The organism is Xanthomonas sp. CFBP 8151 (assembly GCF_011761885.1).
Taxonomy (GTDB): Bacteria; Pseudomonadota; Gammaproteobacteria; order Xanthomonadales; family Xanthomonadaceae; genus Xanthomonas; species Xanthomonas arboricola_B.
This window is the reverse complement of sequence record NZ_JAASQZ010000001.1, coordinates 1,535,932-1,552,996: the sequence shown is the minus strand read 5'-3', so window position 1 is coordinate 1,552,996 and position 17,065 is coordinate 1,535,932. Positions and strand designations below refer to the sequence as shown.

The 17,065-nt window shown below is 65.3% G+C and carries 10 protein-coding genes; 5 read left to right on the top strand and 5 right to left on the bottom strand.

Annotated features, from left to right (window positions below):
- Positions 1-17 precede the first annotated feature (17 nt).
- Positions 18-1,316, top strand: coding sequence for a diguanylate cyclase (locus FHT08_RS06510; protein ID WP_166774604.1), 1,299 nt, complete (start codon positions 18-20; stop codon positions 1,314-1,316).
- Between the two features lie 182 nt (positions 1,317-1,498).
- A complete protein-coding gene (locus FHT08_RS06505) occupies positions 1,499-1,960 on the top strand; it encodes a bacteriohemerythrin (protein ID WP_166774603.1) in 462 nt (153 codons plus the stop codon).
- 234 nt (positions 1,961-2,194) lie between these two features.
- Here FHT08_RS06505 and FHT08_RS06500 read toward each other — a convergent pair whose 3' ends face one another.
- The 5 genes from FHT08_RS06500 to FHT08_RS06480 all read right to left on the bottom strand — a co-directional run bounded on the left by FHT08_RS06500 (position 2,195) and on the right by FHT08_RS06480 (position 9,610).
- Positions 2,195-3,487, bottom strand: coding sequence for an MFS transporter (locus tag FHT08_RS06500; RefSeq protein WP_166774602.1), 1,293 nt, complete (start codon positions 3,485-3,487; stop codon positions 2,195-2,197).
- 965 nt (positions 3,488-4,452) lie between these two features.
- The gene (locus FHT08_RS06495) at positions 4,453-4,731 is read right to left on the bottom strand and encodes a hypothetical protein (RefSeq protein ID WP_166774601.1); all 279 of its coding nucleotides are present in this window, start codon (positions 4,729-4,731) and stop codon (positions 4,453-4,455) included.
- Positions 4,721-7,069, bottom strand: a complete 2,349-nt coding sequence (locus FHT08_RS06490; protein WP_104604875.1) for an FdhF/YdeP family oxidoreductase — start codon at positions 7,067-7,069, stop codon at positions 4,721-4,723. Before FHT08_RS06490 ends, FHT08_RS06495 begins: the two co-directional genes overlap by 11 nt.
- The gene (fdhD, locus tag FHT08_RS06485; protein ID WP_104604877.1) at positions 7,066-7,911 is read right to left on the bottom strand and encodes a formate dehydrogenase accessory sulfurtransferase FdhD; all 846 of its coding nucleotides are present in this window, start codon (positions 7,909-7,911) and stop codon (positions 7,066-7,068) included. Before fdhD ends, FHT08_RS06490 begins: the two co-directional genes overlap by 4 nt.
- Before the next feature lie 19 nt (positions 7,912-7,930).
- Positions 7,931-9,610: an OFA family MFS transporter gene (locus tag FHT08_RS06480; RefSeq protein ID WP_166774600.1), complete on the bottom strand. Its 1,680-nt coding sequence runs from the start codon at positions 9,608-9,610 to the stop codon at positions 7,931-7,933.
- A 738-nt stretch (positions 9,611-10,348) separates the two neighbouring features.
- On the opposite strand from FHT08_RS06480, the gene FHT08_RS06475 reads away from it, so the two are divergent.
- The 3 genes from FHT08_RS06475 (at position 10,349) to FHT08_RS06465 (ending at position 17,014) form a co-directional block, all read left to right on the top strand.
- The gene (locus FHT08_RS06475; protein ID WP_104537029.1) at positions 10,349-11,206 is read left to right on the top strand and encodes a plasmid replication/partition related protein; all 858 of its coding nucleotides are present in this window, start codon (positions 10,349-10,351) and stop codon (positions 11,204-11,206) included.
- A 256-nt stretch (positions 11,207-11,462) separates the two neighbouring features.
- Positions 11,463-12,767 carry a DUF445 family protein gene (locus FHT08_RS06470; protein WP_166774599.1) on the top strand — a complete coding sequence of 435 codons (1,305 nt, stop codon included), beginning with the start codon at positions 11,463-11,465 and terminating at the stop codon, positions 12,765-12,767.
- Between the two features lie 152 nt (positions 12,768-12,919).
- A complete protein-coding gene (locus tag FHT08_RS06465) occupies positions 12,920-17,014 on the top strand; it encodes a response regulator (protein ID WP_166774598.1) in 4,095 nt (1,364 codons plus the stop codon).
- The last annotated feature ends 51 nt before the right edge of the window (positions 17,015-17,065 follow it).

Genomic DNA, 17,065 nt, shown 5'->3' with positions numbered 1-17,065 from the left:
ATCCGCACGGCCAGCCGATGCCCCCAGGTACCCTACATCGCAATAGTGAAAGCGCAGTCCTGCCGCAACGCGTGTTGCTGGTGGAGAATTCGCGCACCTTCACCAGCATGCTGCGCGAAGCCATCGAGCAACGCGTGGAGCTGCCGGTCACGGTCGTGTCGACCCTGGCAGAAGCCGCCCGTGTGCTCGACGAAGAAGACGGCTGGTTTCTGGTTCTGACCGGCCTGGTGTTGGTGGATGGCGACCGCGACAAGGTCGTGGAATTTTTCCTCTCGCGCAAACTGCCCACCGTGGTGGTCAGCGGCGTCTACGACGAGGATCTGCGCCAGCGCGTGCTGCAGAAGCAGATCATCGACTACGTCCTCAAGAACGCGCCCGGCAGCATCGAATATCTGGCGTGGCTGGTGCAGCGCCTGGAGCGCAACCGCCGCATCGCGGCGCTGGTGGTGGACGATTCCTTGTCCGCCCGCACCTATGCGGCCGCGTTGCTGTCGATGTACGGCTACCGCGTGGTGCTGGCAGCGGACGGTGCAGCCGGCCTGCAGGCGATCGAGCGCGATCCCGATATCCGCCTGACCATCGTCGACCAGGAAATGCCCGGCATGGAAGGGGTGGAATTCACCCGCAGGCTGCGTGCGGTCCGTTCGCGCGACAAGGTCGCCGTGATCGGCATCTCCGGCAACAGCGACTCGTCGCTGATCCCGCGCTTCCTGAAAAATGGCGCCAACGATTTCCTGCGCAAGCCGTTTTCGCGCGAAGAGTTCTTCTGCCGCGTGTCGCAGAATGTGGACCAGCTGGAATTGATTGGCACGCTGCAGGACCTGGCCACTCGCGATTTCCTGACCGGCTTGCCCAACCGGCGCTATTTCCTCGAACAAAGCCAGCGGGTGATCCCGACCTTGATGTCGCAGGACCAGACGGTCACTGCGGCAATGCTGGACATCGACCATTTCAAGCACATCAACGACACCTGGGGCCACGAAGCTGGCGACCAGGCGCTGCGGGCAGTGGCCGCATCAGTCTCCAGTCACGCGCGGCCACAGGATCTGGTGGCACGTTTCGGCGGCGAAGAATTCTGCCTGCTGGTCCCTGGGCTGGATGCCGACAACGCCGCCAGTTACTTCGAAACCCTGCGCGAACGCATCAGCGCGCTGCGCGTGCGGATCGGCGACGAAACCCTCAGCATGACGGTGAGCATCGGCGTGTGCATCGCCACCGAAGACGGCCAGTCGCTGCACCATCTGCTGGGCGAAGCGGACAAGTATCTGTACCTGGCCAAGGCCGGTGGTCGCAACCAGGTACGTCTGGCCAACTGACTGCCGCAGGCTCGCGCGCTGCACGGCTGGCAGCGTGCCCGATCCGGCGCTATCGCCGGCAACACCGCATCGCCCAGCAGCGCGGACGCCGCCCGCGCGCCGCGGCCGGATTTGATCCAGATCAACGCGCTGGCGAGCGCGCGCGCCTATCGTGCCCTCATCGTAGGGAACAAGGGCGAACGATGGCTTTGCTGGTCTGGCAGGACGACCTCAACACCGGGATCGAAGTCATCGATCACCAACACCGGCGCATCGTGGAAATGATCAATCATCTGCATGCAGCGCAAGCCAGCCTGCAACGCCTGGCAGTGGCCGAGGTGATCGACGAATTGATCGACTACACGCTGTCGCACTTTGCCTTCGAAGAAGAACTGATGGAGGAAGCCGGCTACCCCTTCAGCCTGGCGCACAAGCGCGTGCACGAGGTCTTCGGCAAACGCGTCGGCGATTACCGGCTGCGGTTCCAGGCCGGCGAAGACGTCAGCGACGAACTCCGCAGCATGCTCTCGCGCTGGTTGTTCAACCACATCCGCGGCGACGACCAGGCCTATGCGCCGCAGGTGATCGCGCATCTGGACCAGTTCGCGCGCAGCCACCAGCACGGCAACTGGCTGGGACGCACGCTCAGGCGCCTGTTCCGCTAGCGCTCACGCCGGCACAGGCGCGTGCTTGCGCGCGACAGGCAGTGCCGGTAGCGCTCCATCGCGCAGGCACGTTCCCATGGATCGGCAGACCGGCACCGCCAACACGACGGTGCGTCAATGCACGCACGACCTGGACCAGGGCCCGAGCACCTCGTTCCGCGCAGACGCAGGCAGTTTCGTGGAAGCGCACCCGGGCGCGATCTGCCGTAGCGATGACGCGGTCCGCGCGTGCCTTCAAACGCCAGCTCGGCGACGCGATCTGCGGGCCACTACCAACGCCAGCAGGCTCAGCACCGCCGCACCGCCCAGGTAGTGCCCCACCGCCTGCACACCGTAGCGCGCGGCCAGTTGCGTGGCCACGTACGGCGCCGGTGCCGCGCCCAGAATGCTGGCCAGGTTGAACGACAGCGAGGCACCGGTGTAGCGCACTTCGGTGGGATACAACTCGGCCAGCAACGTGCCGCATGGGCCGTAGGTCAGGCCCATGAAGAAGAATCCCAGCCCCAAAAATGCCAGTACCTGCAGCGGGTGATTGGCCTGAAACAGCGGCGCGAATGCCAACCCGAACGCGACGATCGCAACACTGGCCAGCATCATCGCCAGCGGCGCGCCATGTCGGTCGCCGAACCTGGCCGAGAGCGGGATACCGATTGCGAAAAACACGATACCGGCCATCTGCAACAACAAGAACTGCTCCTTGTCGTAGCCCAAGGCCTTGGTGCCGTAGCCCAGCGCGAACACCGTCATCAGGTAGAACAGCACGAAGGTGGCGAACGCGCCCAGCGTGCCGCTGATCAGCGCCGGCCAGTGCTGCGAGATCACCGTACCCAAGGGCAGGCGCACACGCGTTTTGTGGTCCAGGGTCTTCTGGAAATCCGGCGTCTCGGTGATGCTCAGGCGCACCCACAGGCCGGTCAGCACCAGCAACGCGCTGGCCAGAAACGGTACCCGCCAGCCCCATTGCATGAACTGCGCATCGTCGAGTACCGCACCCATGCCGAGAAAGGTGCCGGTGGACAGCAGAAAGCCCAGCGGCGCACCCAGCTGCGGAAACATGCCGTACCACACGCGCTTGCCGGGCGGTGCATTTTCGGTGGCAAGCAGCACGGCCCCGCCCCACTCGCCGCCCAGGCCCAGGCCCTGGCCAAAGCGGCACAGCGCCAGCAGCGCAGGGGCGAACACGCCGATCTGGGCGTAGCTGGGCAGCAAGCCGATCGCCACGGTGGACAGGCCCATCGTCAGCAGCGCGGCCACCAGGGTGGCCTTGCGTCCGATCCGGTCGCCGAAATGGCCGAACACCGCCGAGCCCACCGGGCGCGCGACAAAGGCCACCGCAAAGGTCGCCAGCGACTGCAGCATCGCCGCACTGCCATCGCCCGCCGGAAAGAACAGCGTGGGGAACACCAGCACCGCAGCGGTGGCGTAGATATAGAAATCGAAGAACTCGATGGTGGTGCCGATCAGACTGGCGAACAGCACGCGCGCAGGCGAATTGATGGGAGCAGCAAGCGGCGCGGCGGCAGTCATCGTTGATCGGTATCCAGACAAGACAAGACGGCCGATTCTGGCAGATTGCAGCAACGGTTTGCGCAGACCAATCGACCTGCAAAAAGTTACAACCGTGACTGCTTGCCTTTGCAGGTATGACAGCCTCATGTCTTTCGGAATCTCGGTTGCTTTGGAGTCGCCGGACAGTGTTGATAGATTATTTGTAGAGCGAATGATCTGCGGCTTGGTTGCAGAGCCCTCGTCCGCCCACCACCGCAGGACACGCCGCAAGTACGTCCTTGTAGGCTCTTACGCGGCATCCATGCCGCGTAAGGTCCCGCGACGGTGGGCGGACAAGGACCAGTCGAGATGGTCGGTGTGCGCAATTAAGAGCAGTGCGGGATACGCGTTGTTCGGATCACGTTGCGCCCGATCAGCTTCTGATGCAGGCCGAGCAACAGGCAGGCTTTCAACACGCGACCTGCAAACGTCTCATCTTCCCACCGCAAGCCGAGAAGTAAGCTTTGAGGAGAACAGCCGACCAACTCTCTGGTGCGGTGTCCTTGCCGGTTGCGGGACCCTTGGCGGCATGGATGCTGCCAAGGAGCCTCCACGGACGGATTCACGGCGTGTCCCGCAAGCGGTGAGGACACCGCACGCTCGACCAACCAGGCTTTTGACTCAAGCGTTCGACTGCCTCCACAACAGCGCCACGATTCAAGAGCTCGGCCGGTCTTGGAGTGGCTGATAGATTGCTTGCAGAGCGTCGGGTCTGCGGCTTTGCTGCAAGGCTCTTGCCCGCCCACCATCGCAGGACACGCCGCAAGTACGTCCTTGTAGCATCCATGCCGCGTAAGAGCCCCGCGACGGTGGGCGGGCAAGGAGCCATCGAGATCGTCGGTGTATGTGGTTGCGAGTAGCGCATGGCGCGTGTCGTTCGGATCACGGTGCGTCCGACCAGCTTCCGGTGGGAGTGAAGCAGCCGGGAAGAACCAGCAAGTTGCTCAGTCGCCTTGGGGCGTTTGCGTCATTGCATGTTGCGCATGTGCTGCCAGCCCGACATCCGTCAGCACCGCGAGTTGGCGCTCGCCGCGGTCTTCCACCCGGATCCAGCCCGGACCAGGCTGACCGTCCAGACTGGCACTGCCCAGCCACGCCAGGGTGCGCAGCAGCACACTCATGCGCACGCCCAGTTGCTTGCACAGGCGCGCCAGCGACACGCCTTCGGGCGTATCGGCCAACGTGTGAAGCAACAACGCGGTGAGCTGCGGATCAGCGGACAAGCACTGCTCCGATGTCGCGCGGCGCCACATCTGCGGTTTCGGCGCGATGCGGCAGCACGATTACCGGAATCGACTTGGACGTCGGCGTACGCGCTTCGTCGGCAAAGCTGGACAGCGGCACCAACGCATTGGTTTCCGGGTAATACGCCGCCAGACAGCCGCGCGGAATGTTGTAGTCCACCAGCAGGAAGCGGCGCGCCTGGCGATGCACGCCGTCCTCGCACAGACTCTCCAGATCCACCCAATCGCCAGGCTTCATGTTCAACGCGGCGATGTCCGCACCATTGATGAAGAGCACCCGGCGCTCGCCGAACACGCCGCGATAGCGGTCGTCCAACCCGTAGATGGTGGTGTTGTATTGATCGTGCGAGCGTGTGGTGGCCAGCGTAAACACCATCTGCCCGGCGTGGCTGCGGCGTGCGCGATGGATCGGGTTGTCGGTCGGCACCGCGTGCGGTTTGAACACCGCGCGCTTTTCGGGCGTCACCCATTGCCGATCGCGCGCGGTGTTGGACAGGCGGAATCCGCCCGGCACGCGCACGCGCTGGTTGAAGTCGGCAAAATCGGGGAACACCTGAGCGATCAGGTCGCGAATGCGGTCGTAATCGCCCACCAGCCAACGCCAGCGGATCGCACTGCGCGTACCCAGCGTCGCCTCGGCCAGGCGCGCCACGATCGCCGGTTCGGACAGCAGCTCCGGCGAGGCCGGCGGGTTGATGCCGGCCGACAGGTGCACCATGCTCATCGAATCTTCCACCGTCACGCCTTGCGAGCCGGCGTGCTGGATGTCGATTTCGGTACGGCCCAGGCACGGCAGGATGAGCGCAGCGCGCCCATGCACCAGATGGCTGCGATTGAGTTTAGTGGTGACGTGCACGGTCAATTGGCAATTGCGCAGCGCGCGATGCGTGGCATCCGTATCCGGCGTGGCGGCGGCAAAGTTGCCGCCCATCGCAAAGAACACCTTGCCGCGCCCGTCCAGCATCGCCTCGATCGCACCGACGGTGTCGAAACCGTCTTCGCGCGGCGGCGCAAACCCGAACAGCGTCTGCAACTTGTCCAGGAAGGCGGCCGGCGGTTTTTCGTAGATCATCATCGTACGGTCGCCCTGCACGTTGCTGTGTCCGCGCACCGGGCACACGCCCGCACCGGGACGGCCCAGATGGCCGCGCAGCAACAGCAGGTTGGTGATCATGTGGATGGTGGCCACCGAATGCTTGTGCTGGGTGATGCCCATGCCCCAACAGGCGATCACGCGCCCGGCGTTGAGATAGAGTTCGCCGGCCTTGCGCAATGCCGCCTCGTCCAGCCCGGACTCTTCGACGATGGTGTCCCAGGATTCGCCGTGCACCTCGGCAGCAAAGGCGTCGAAGTTGGCGGTGTGGGCGTCGATGAATTCTAGATCCAGCAGGCGTGGCGTGCCATCGCGCTGGGCCTGTGCATCCCGCTCGAGCACATGCTTGATGATGCCCTTGACCGCGGCCAGATCGCCGCCGATCTTGAGCTGAAAATAATCCGAGGCGATGCGGGTGGAGCCGTTGTGCAGCATCTCCAGCTTGTCCTGCGGGTCGGCGAACTTTTCCAGGCCGCGCTCGCGCAGCGGATTGAATACCGCGATCGCCGCGCCGCGCTTGGAGGCCTGACGCAACTCGCCGAGCATGCGCGGGTGATTGGTGCCCGGATTCTGACCGAAGATGAAGATCGCATCGGCCAGTTCGAAATCGTGCAGCGACACCGTGCCCTTACCTACGCCGATCTGCGAACGCAGCGCAATGCCGGACGGCTCATGGCACATGTTGGAGCAGTCGGGGAAGTTGTTGGTGCCGAACTCGCGCACGAACAGTTGATACAGAAACGCCGCTTCGTTGCTGGTGCGCCCGGACGTGTAGAAGATCGCCTCGTCCGGCGACGCCAGCCCGTTGAGGTGCGCGGCGATCTGCGCAAACGCCTCGTCCCAGCTCACCGGCACATAATGATCGGTGGCGGCGTCGTAACGCATCGGCTGGGTCAGACGGCCCTGCCCTTCCAGCCAGTAATCGCTGTACTGCGACAGCAGGCTGACGCTGTGCGAGGCAAACAGCTCCACCCCGGCGCGGCGCGCAGTGGACTCGGCCGCGACGGCTTTGGCGCCGTTCTCGCAAAACTCGAAGGTGGAGGTGTGATCGCGGTCGGGCCAGGCGCAGCCGGGGCAGTCGAAACCGTCCGGCTGGTTGGCATGCAGCAGGGTCTTGGCGCCCTGCACCGCGATGTCCTGTTCCATCAGGTGCTTGGCGACCGAGCGCAATGCGCCCCAGCCGCCGGCGGGGTTGTCGTATTGCTGGATGGTCTTCTTGCTCATGCGGGCTCTCCCACGACGGCGCCCAGGTCCAGGCGCTGCGGATGGCTGTAAACGACACAATCGTGATCGCGGGCAAACCCGATCAGGGTCAGTCCCGTACTATCGGCCAGGCTGATTGCCAGCGCGGTCGGTGCCGATATCGCTGCGAGCAGCGGAATCCGCGCCTGCGCGGCTTTCATGGCCATTTCGTAACTGGCGCGGCTGGTCACCACTGCAAACCCTCGCGATGCATCGACGCGCGCGTGCGCCAGGGCGCCGATCAGTTTGTCGAGCGCGTTATGCCGGCCTACGTCTTCGCGCACATAGCGCAATACACCTTGTGCGTCGGCCCAGCCGGCGGCATGCACCGCGCCGGTCTGCGCGGCGATCGGCTGCTGCGCATGCAGCGCGTCCAGTGCGCGGGCCAACGCCGCCACATCGATCTGCAGCGACGACTGCAGCAAGGGCGGCACACGCAGCACGGCCTCGATCGACTCGTTGCCGCACACTCCGCAACCGCTGCGGCCATCCAGATTGCGGCGCCGCCGGTCCAGTGCAGCGGCCCGGTCGGGCGGGATCTCGATCTGCAACCAGGCGCCTTCCAGAAACGTCTCCACCGCCACCACGCGCAAGTCCTGCGGATGCTCGACGATGCCCTCGCTCAGCGAGAACCCGAGTGCGAAATCCTCCAGGTCCTCCGGCGTGGCCATCATCACCGCGAACGGCACACCGTTGTAGTTGAACGCCACCGGCATTTCGGCCGCCACCAAGTCCTGCACCGTGGCGTTGCGGCCGCCGCGGTGGCGGACAACCGTGCGCACCACGCTGCCTGGGCGCACGGAACGGGAAGACGGAGTAGTCATCTCATCTCAGTGGAATAACTCAGTGGAACAACACGGAGGCTTTCTGCAGCGTGACCCAGATGCCCCAGCACATCGGCACACCGACCGCCAGCCAGGCCAGCGCGACCAGTGCCGGATTGCCGCCATGCCCGATACGCTCCATCTGCTCCGGCGGCAGCACCACCTTGCCGCCGTGGTCCGCCTTCTCGTGCGCCAGTCGCTTCTCGCGCGCCAGTTCGTCGGGCGTCATGAAGTGCCGCGCGGCCACCGGACGCACCAACAGGTTGCAGATCAGACCGAGCACCAACATGCCGGCGAGGATGTACATGGTGGTGTTGTAGACCTGTGACGGCGGGCTGCCTTGAGCCAGCTGGTACTCACGCATGTAGCCCACCACCACCGGACCAAGAATGCCGGCGGTGGCCCAGGCGGTCAGCAGGCGGCCGTGGATGGCGCCCACCATCTGGGTGCCGAACAGGTCGGCCAGATACGCCGGAACGGTGGCGAAACCGCCGCCGTACATCGACACGATGATGCAGAAGATGCCGGCGAACAGCGCGATTCCGCCCACGCCGCCGGCCGACGGCGCGGCCGCATACAGGCAGATGCCCAGCACGAAGAACAGCGTGTAGGTGTTCTTGCGGCCGAGCCTGTCGGACATGCTGGCCCAGAAGAAGCGGCCGCCGATGTTGAACAGGCTGAGCAGGCCGGTAAAGCCTGCCGCAATGGCCGCGATGCTGGTCAGCTGCGCCGCATTCAGGCTGCCGAAGCCGACCTCCACCCCGATCAACCGGCCGCCGAAGACTTCCTGCAGCATCGGCGAGGACATGCCGATCACGCCGATACCGGCCGACACGTTCAGGCACAGCACGCCCCACAGCAGCCAGAACTGCGGGATGCCCCAGACCCTGCTCACGTGCACGTGATGGGCAGTGATCATGGCGTTGTTGCTGGCCACCGGCGCGGTCCAGCCGGCCGGCGCCCAGCCGCTCGGCGGCACGCGGTAGCCGAACGCGCCAGCCATCATGAAGACGAAGTACAGCGCCGCCATCACCAGGAAGGTTTCCATCACGCCCACCGAGGTCGGCGTGGCGAAGTGGCGCATCAGCGCATCGGCCAGGGGGCTGCCGATCATCGCGCCGCCACCGAAGCCCATGATCGCCATGCCGGTCGCCATGCCGCGACGGTCCGGGAACCACTTGATCAGCGTCGACACCGGCGAAATGTAGCCCAGGCCCAGACCGATGCCGCCGATCACGCCCGAGCCCAGCCACAGCATCCAGATCTGGTGGAAGTGGATGCCGGCCGCCGAAATCACCAGCCCACCGCACCAGCACAGCGCCGAGACCACACCGGCCTTGCGCGGGCCGGCGCGTTCCAGCCAACCGCCCCAGATCGCCGCCGAGCAGCCCAGCAGCACGAAGAACAGCGTGTACATCCACTGCAGCTCGCTGATCTTCCAGTCGCAGGTGGTGGCGACCATGCGCGCGAACAGGCCCATGTCGGCCGGGCAGGCGATCGCCTCGGTGATGCCCAGCGCCTTGGACAGCGGCAACCAGAACACGCTGAAGCCGTAGGCCATGCCGATACACAGGTGGATCGCCAGTGCCGCCGGCGGTACCAACCAACGATTGAAGCCCGGACGCGCAACGATGCGCTCCTTGGACAGCAGGCCGGCGTCTGCGCCGTTGGCGCTCGCAACGGTGGACTCTTGTGTCATTCCCGTTCCCCAAAGAAGTATGAAGAAGTGTGTCCGGCGCGCCTGACAAGACGACTGTGCGCAGCAGGCTCCATGGTCCCGACTACGATTGATGGCTGCGATCGATCGACGTGTTGCGATAAGGGCAGCAGCGGCTACCAGGCGTCCCTGGCACTGTTCTGCGCATCATCGGCGATCGCTGAATCTTTGCAATGCTTTGGCGCGCCCCGCAGCCGGTCGAAAAAACCCGTCAACGCACGCGTCACCAGGCGTTTCGAGAGCTTAGCGGCCGACGCTGCGACTAATTGACTAGTCCATGCCGACCGGCATGTGCAGCTCCGCACATCGTGGTCGCCGTCGCACTTCGCCGGGGCGAGGGCCGACGCGCCGAGGCCGTACAGTCGAATGATCCCCAGCGACGAGGTCCGCCATGCACGACCCCCACCTCACGATGCCGCGTACGCGCTGCAGGCACCTACGCAACTGGACGCGTTCTGGATGCCGTTCACCGCCAACCGCCCGATTTGATCACCGCTGCCAAGAAGCTGACCAGTGGCACGGTGCCGATGGGTGCGGTGCTGGTGGCCGATGCGATCCACGATGCCTTCATGCATGGGCCGCAGAACGATCCTGCGCAGCACCGCCCGACGACGAGCGCACAGGCGCCCGCGCGTAACGCCCGCGCGCAGCGCGGTCAAGCGCGCAAAGCCGCAGCAGGCTCACTACAATGCCGGCCCCGCACTTCCCCGCAGTTGCCGCATGAACATCGTCGTCAAAGAAGAACTCCAGGCCTACATCGACCCGCTGACGCCCGACGAGCACGAGGCACTGGAACGCAGCCTGCTGGCCGAGGGCTGCCGCGATGCGCTGGTGCTGTGGGGCGATGTGCTGGTGGATGGCCACAACCGCTACGGCATCTGCCGGAAGCACGACCTGCCGTTCCAGACCGTGCAGAACCCGCGCTTCCAGTCGATGCAGGACGTGCACCTGTGGATGATCGAGCAGCACCTGGGCCGGCGCAGCGTGTCGGACTTCCAGCGTGGCGTGCTGGCGCTGCGCAAGCGCGAGATCCTGGCTGCGCGCCAGCGCAGCCAGCGCGATGCCGACGCCGCGACCGAAGCGCCGGCGCTTGCCGACGATGACCAGGCGGCCAACGGCATCGACCAGGGCCCCGCGCAGGCCGCCGTGGACAGCGACAGCCCGCCATGGGAAGAGATCTCCACTCCGGTCAGCCGCGCCGAGCTGGCGCGCGAGGCGCGCCTGAGCAACAACCAGGTGGTGATGATCGAGCGCATCCACAAACAGGCCGCCCCGGAAGTGGTGCAAGCCGTCAAGGCCGGCGAGATTTCGATCAGCGCTGCCGCTGCCGTGGCCACCTTGTCCGAGGACGAGCAACGCGCCGCCGCACAGGCCGGCAAGGCCGAGCTCAAACAGGCTGCCAGGCGCGTGCGCGACGCCAAGCGCAAACCCAAGCCCGACCAGGCCGAAGGCGGCGAAGCCGAGCGCCGCGATGTGAAAGCCCTGCAACGCCGCGTCACCGAACTGGAAAACGAAAACGCCGCACTGCAGGCCAAGGTGACCGCGCTGCAATCGCAGCTGGAGCGCCTGCGCGGCTGAGTGCCAGACGGTGCATCACCGTAGGAGCGCACCCGGGCGCGACGCGGCTGTCCCGGTAACGCCATCGCGCTCAGGCGCGCTCCTACAGAATCGATCGGCCGCCAACGGCAACCGCGATCGCTGCAACCACCCGTAGGAGCGCACGCGGGCGCGACGCGGCTGTCCCGGTAACCCCGTCGCGCTCAGGCGCGCTGCTACCGGGCCATCACGTCCGCCGTGGACATGCCCTGATCCGGTGACTGGGTACACTGCGCAGATGGAACCAAGCGTCAGCACTCCCCGTCCCGTCGATCCCCGTCGTGCCCAGCTGCAGCGCATGAAGCTGTTGGCGGTGGCCCTGTTGCTGGCCATGTTCGCCGGCTTCGTCGTCAGTCACCTGATGGGCGAACAAGGCGTCTGGGCCTGGGTTTCGGCATTCTGCGAAGCGGCCACCGTCGGCGCACTAGCCGACTGGTTCGCGGTGGTGGCCTTGTTCCGCCGCCCGATGGGCCTGCCGATTCCGCATACCGCCATCCTGCCACGCGGCAAGGACCGCCTCGCCGATGGCCTGGCGGTCTTCGTACGCGACCAGTTCCTCGCACCCGATGCGTTGATGGAAAAACTGCGTGTGTTCGACCCGGCCAGCCGCCTGGGCGAATGGCTGGCCAAACCCGAACAGGCCCGCATGCTCGCGCAGATGGCGCGCAGCTGGATGCTGCAGGCGCTGGAGCTGCTGGACGAGGCCGCAGTGCGCCGCGCGATCCAGCGCTTCGTGGTCGACCGGCTGCGCAAGTGGAATGCCGCCGCCACCGTCGGCGATGTCATGGCGCTGCTCACCACCGATGGCCGGCATCAGAAATTGCTGGACGAGGTGCTGTTGCGCCTGGGCCAGTGGTTGGATCAGGAACAGGTCAAAACGCGCGCCTCGGCATTGATCGTGCGCTATGCGCGGCGGGAGTGGCCCAAGCTGGTCGGCACGGTGAACTGGATCAAACCGATCGAAGAGATCGGCGACAGCCTGGCCGACCGTATGGCGCGTGCGGCGATCGAGGAGTTGCAGGACATCCTCAAGACGCCCGAGCATCCAATCAGGCTCGACTATGAAGCATGGCTGCAACGCTACATCGCGCGTCTGCGCGACGAGCCGGCAATGGCCGAGCGCGTGGAAGAACTCAAGCAGCGCGCGATCGAACATCCGGCCTTGCAGGACTACGTGCAAGGTCTGTGGGGCGAGATTCGCGATGCGTTGCGCAACGACCTGGCACGTGAGGAATCGTCGATGGCTGCGCACCTGGAGCGCTCCATGCAATCGCTCGGCCAGGCCCTGTCGCAGGATCCCTCGCTACGTGAAGCGCTCAACCAGCACATGCTGCAGGCTGCCGACAAACTCACCACGCGCTTGCGCGCATCGGTGACCGACCACATTGCATCGACGATGAAAAGTTGGGACGAACGTCACCTCGTCGAACAATTGGAATTGGGTGTTGGACGCGATCTGCAATACATTCGGTTCAACGGAACGTTGGTAGGTGGACTGATCGGGCTTGCTCTTCACGCATTATCGATCTGGCTGGCGTTCTGATGCATTGGCAATGACGTTGATCGCCCACCGGAAACACGTGCAGACACCGGGGAAACTGCACGCGTTCTGATGATCGTCAGGCGCCACCACGAGGCCGGCCTTGCTGTCGGCCAGCACACTGGGCACGCAACAGGCAAGGCAAAGGAACAGAAATGCCGAATGGCCGCTGGGATCTGCGCAGAAAATACGGGCGCCGTGCGTTGATTGGTGCCCTGCTGATTCTCGCCGCAGGCCTGATTGCCGCCATTTCCGCCGGCCTGTCGCTGCACCGGCATAACGAACTGGAGCGCGAACAGCGTTTCAGCTATGTCGTGCGCACGCTGGCACGCAACATCAGCGAGCGCATGTATTCCTTCGAACACGGGCTGCGCGGCGCGCGTGGTGCGGTGATCGGCGCCGGTAAAGAGATCATCAGTCGCGATCGCTTCATCTTGTACAGCCGCTCGCGCGATTACGCGCGCGAGTTTCCCGGCGTGCTGGGCTACGGCTACATCCATCGCGTCGCGCGTGCCGACGAAGAGGCCTTCCTGCAGGCCGCCCGCGCCGACGGCGCACCGGATATCAAGCGTCGGCCGCTGGAACCCTGGGACGGCGAGCGCTACATCGTGCTGTATTTCGAGCCGGAGTCCTCGGGCAACCGTCCGATCGGCCTGGATGTCGCCTCCGAACCACGTCGCCGCGCGGCCGCACTGCAGGCCGCACGCAGCGGTATGCCGATCATGACCTCGCCGATCTCGCTGTCTGGTTATCGCATTCCCAGCGAAAGCGGATTTCTGGTGCTGCTGGCGGTCTATCGCGAAGGCATGCCGCTACAGACACCGCAACAGCGCCTGGCCGCAACCAGCGGGTGGGTGTATGCGCCCTTCAGCGTCGAGCAGATGGTGGAAAGCACCTTGGGCGAGCGCGACGACGTGGCGCTGGATCTGTCCGACAGGAACGAGCCGACGCACAACTTCTTCCGCAGTGGCACCCCGTCCAGCGACAGCGCGCGTCGCCCGCCGGCAATCCAGCAGCTGCAGATCTACGGCCGCACCTGGATCATCACCGCCCACCCCACCGCCAGCTTCCTGGCGTCGCTCAACCAAACCTCGCCGTGGCTGATCGGCGGTCTGGTGCTGGGCGTGTCGGTGCTGTTTGCGGCATTGCTGGTGCTGTATTTCAGCAACGGACTACGCCGCGAGGAAGTACTGCGCAAACAGATGGAGCTGGCGGCACTGGTCAGCCATTCCAGCGAAGCCATCGTGGCCGAAACCCCGGACGGGGACATTACCCACTGGAATCCCGCTGCCGAGGCGATGTTCGGCTATCGCGCAGACGAGGCGATCGGCCAGAACCTGACGATGCTGCTGTCGCCGCAGCCGTATGCGATTCCCGACATCGAGCACGCCGATGAACAGCATTCGGTCGACACCTCGGCGGCCCAGAGCATGGGCCATCGCGATGGGCATCTGGTCCATGTGCTGGCCAGCAAGGCCCCTATCATCGAAAGCGACGCCACCCTGAGCGGGCATTCGCATTTCTTTCGCGACATCTCCGAGCGGGTGCGTTCGCACCAGCGCATCGTCGATCTCAATGCATCGCTCGAACATCAGGTCGCCGAACGCACCAGCGAACTGATGAAATTCTCCGCGCTGCATCGGGCGATCCTGGCCCACGCCGGCTTTGCCATCATCGCCACCGACTCCGGCGGATTTGTCACGCTGTTCAATCGCGCCGCGGAAAAATTGCTGGGATACAAGGCCGACGATGTGATCGGCCGCCGCAAGGCCGGCCAGTTCATCGAACCGGAGCAACTGCAGGAGCGCGCGCACCTGCTTTCCGAGCAGACCGGCGCGCCGGTGGCGCACACCCTGGAGGCGATCGCTGCGCTGACCAGCCTGGGCCGAAGCGACACTAGCGAATGGACCTACGTCAGCCAGGAAGGCCGCCGCCTGCCGGTGCTGCTGACCCTGAGCACCCTGCGCGACGATAACGATCAGGTGATCGGCTACCTGGGCATGGCGGTGGATCTGACGGAGCAGAAACTGCACGAGAAACAGCTGCGTCTGGCGATGGACGCGGCCAAGAGCGCCAACCAGTCCAAGTCCGATTTCCTGGCCAACATGAGCCATGAGATCCGCACGCCGATGAACGCGATCCTGGGCATGCTGTACCTGCTGCAGCGCAGCGAACTGCCCGGTGCCGCGCAGGACATGGTAACCAAGATCGACCGCTCCGCGCGCTCGTTGCTGGAAATCATCAACGACATCCTGGACTTCTCCAAGATCGAGGCCGGGCGCATCGATCTGGAACGCGCACCGTTCGACCTCAATCAACTGTTCGACAACATCGCCGACCTGATGCGTTCCTCGCTCAGCACCAAACCGGTGGAAATGATCGTCGAACCGCTGCCGCGCGACTGCCGCTGGTTGCTCGGCGATGCGCTGCGCATCAACCAGGTGCTGGTCAATCTGGTCGGCAACGCGATCAAGTTCACCGAAGAAGGCGAAGTGGTGCTCTCGGTACGGCGCTTCCCCAGCGGCGATCCGAACAAGCTCAAGCTGCTGTTCTCGGTGCGCGATACCGGCATCGGCATCTCCAAGGAAAAGCAGAGTCTGATCTTCTCCCCGTTCCTGCAGGCCGACACCTCCACCAGCCGGCGTTACGGCGGCAGCGGCCTGGGCCTGACCATCAGCCGGCGCCTGATTGAACTGATGGGCGGCGAGCTGGAAGTGGAGAGCGTGCCCGGCCGCGGCAGCGAATTCTATTTCGTGGTGACGCTGGAAAAGGCGGCCCCGCCCCCGGCCCAGCGCGACCTGCCGGCATTGCCGCCCGAAGCGATGCCGCGGGTGTTGATCGCCGACGACCACGATGCGGCGCTCAACAACCTGGTCCGCATCGCCACCGAACTCGGCTGGCGCGTGGACGCGGTCGCCAGCGGCCAGGCCGCCTTGCAGGCGATCGAACAGGCCAGCGAGCCCTACGACATCTTCCTGCTCGACTGGCGCATGCCCGATATCGACGGCGTGGCGATCGCGCGGCAGATCCGCGCGCGCGCCGTGCCCGGCCCGCATCCGGTGATCGTCATGGTCACCGCGTACGAGCGTCGCCTGCTCGAACAGCATCCCGAACAACAGGACCTGGATGCGGTCATGACCAAGCCGGTGACCAGTGCGGCGTTGCACCGGCTGGTGGAGCAACTGGTCGACGAACGCGCCGGCGCACGCCCCGCCGCGCCCACGTTCGTGGCGCGTCGACTGGAAGGCGCGCATCTGCTGCTGGTGGACGACAGCGAGATCAACTGCGAAGTGGCCCAGCGCATTCTCGAAGGCGAAGGCGCCATGGTCACGGTCGCCCACGATGGCGAGCAGGCCATCAATACGCTCAGGCGCGCCCCTGAGTTGTTCCAGCTGGTGTTGATGGATGTGCAGATGCCGGTGGTCGATGGCTATGAAGCCACGCGACGGCTGCGGCAGATTCCGGCGCTGGCCAGCCTGCCGGTGATCGCGCTGACTGCCGGCGCCTTCCGCCCGCAACAGGAGAAGGCGCTGGAGGCGGGCATGAACGGTTTCATCGCCAAGCCGTTCAATGTGGAGGAACTGGTCACCGCTATCGGCCACTTCCTGCAGCCCGGTGCGCGGCGCATTCCATCGCCACCGCACGACACCGACGGACATGGCGGCCCCGAGTGGGACCACACCGACCCGGATATGTTGGATGCAGCGCGTGCACGCAGCCTGTGGCGCGAGCGCGAACCGTACGAGCGCTATCTGCTCAAACTGTTGCGCGACAACCCCGACCCGGCCTGGACCGCAGCCGAGCATCTGCGCCGCAACGAGCTGCCGGCGATCGGTGCGCTGGCGCACAAGTTGCGCGGCGCGGCCGGCTCGCTGGCGTTGCCGGGCCTGGCCGGTGCCGCCAGTGACCTGGAAACCCGCATCGAGCAAGGCCACGACATCACCTCGGCGCTGATCGCCCTCAAGGACACCATGCAGCGCACCGCCGCCGCGATCCGCACCTTCCTGCAACACGACGACAGCAACCAAGACGCAAGCGATGCCGATGTCACGCTGGACACGGACAGCGTGCAGATTCTGGAAGCGGCGCTGGGCAGCGACGATGCCGACAGGATCGACCACGCGCTGCTGATCTGCGCGCCGCGTCTGCCGCGCAATCTGCAGGAGGAACTGCAGCGCGCGGTGGAAGATTTCGACTTCCGTCGCGCCGAGGCCACGTTGCGCGACTGGCAAGCCACCCACCTGCGCTGACCGGTCACGACGTCGGTTGGCAAGGAGCCTCCATGCCGCAGCGTCCCCTGC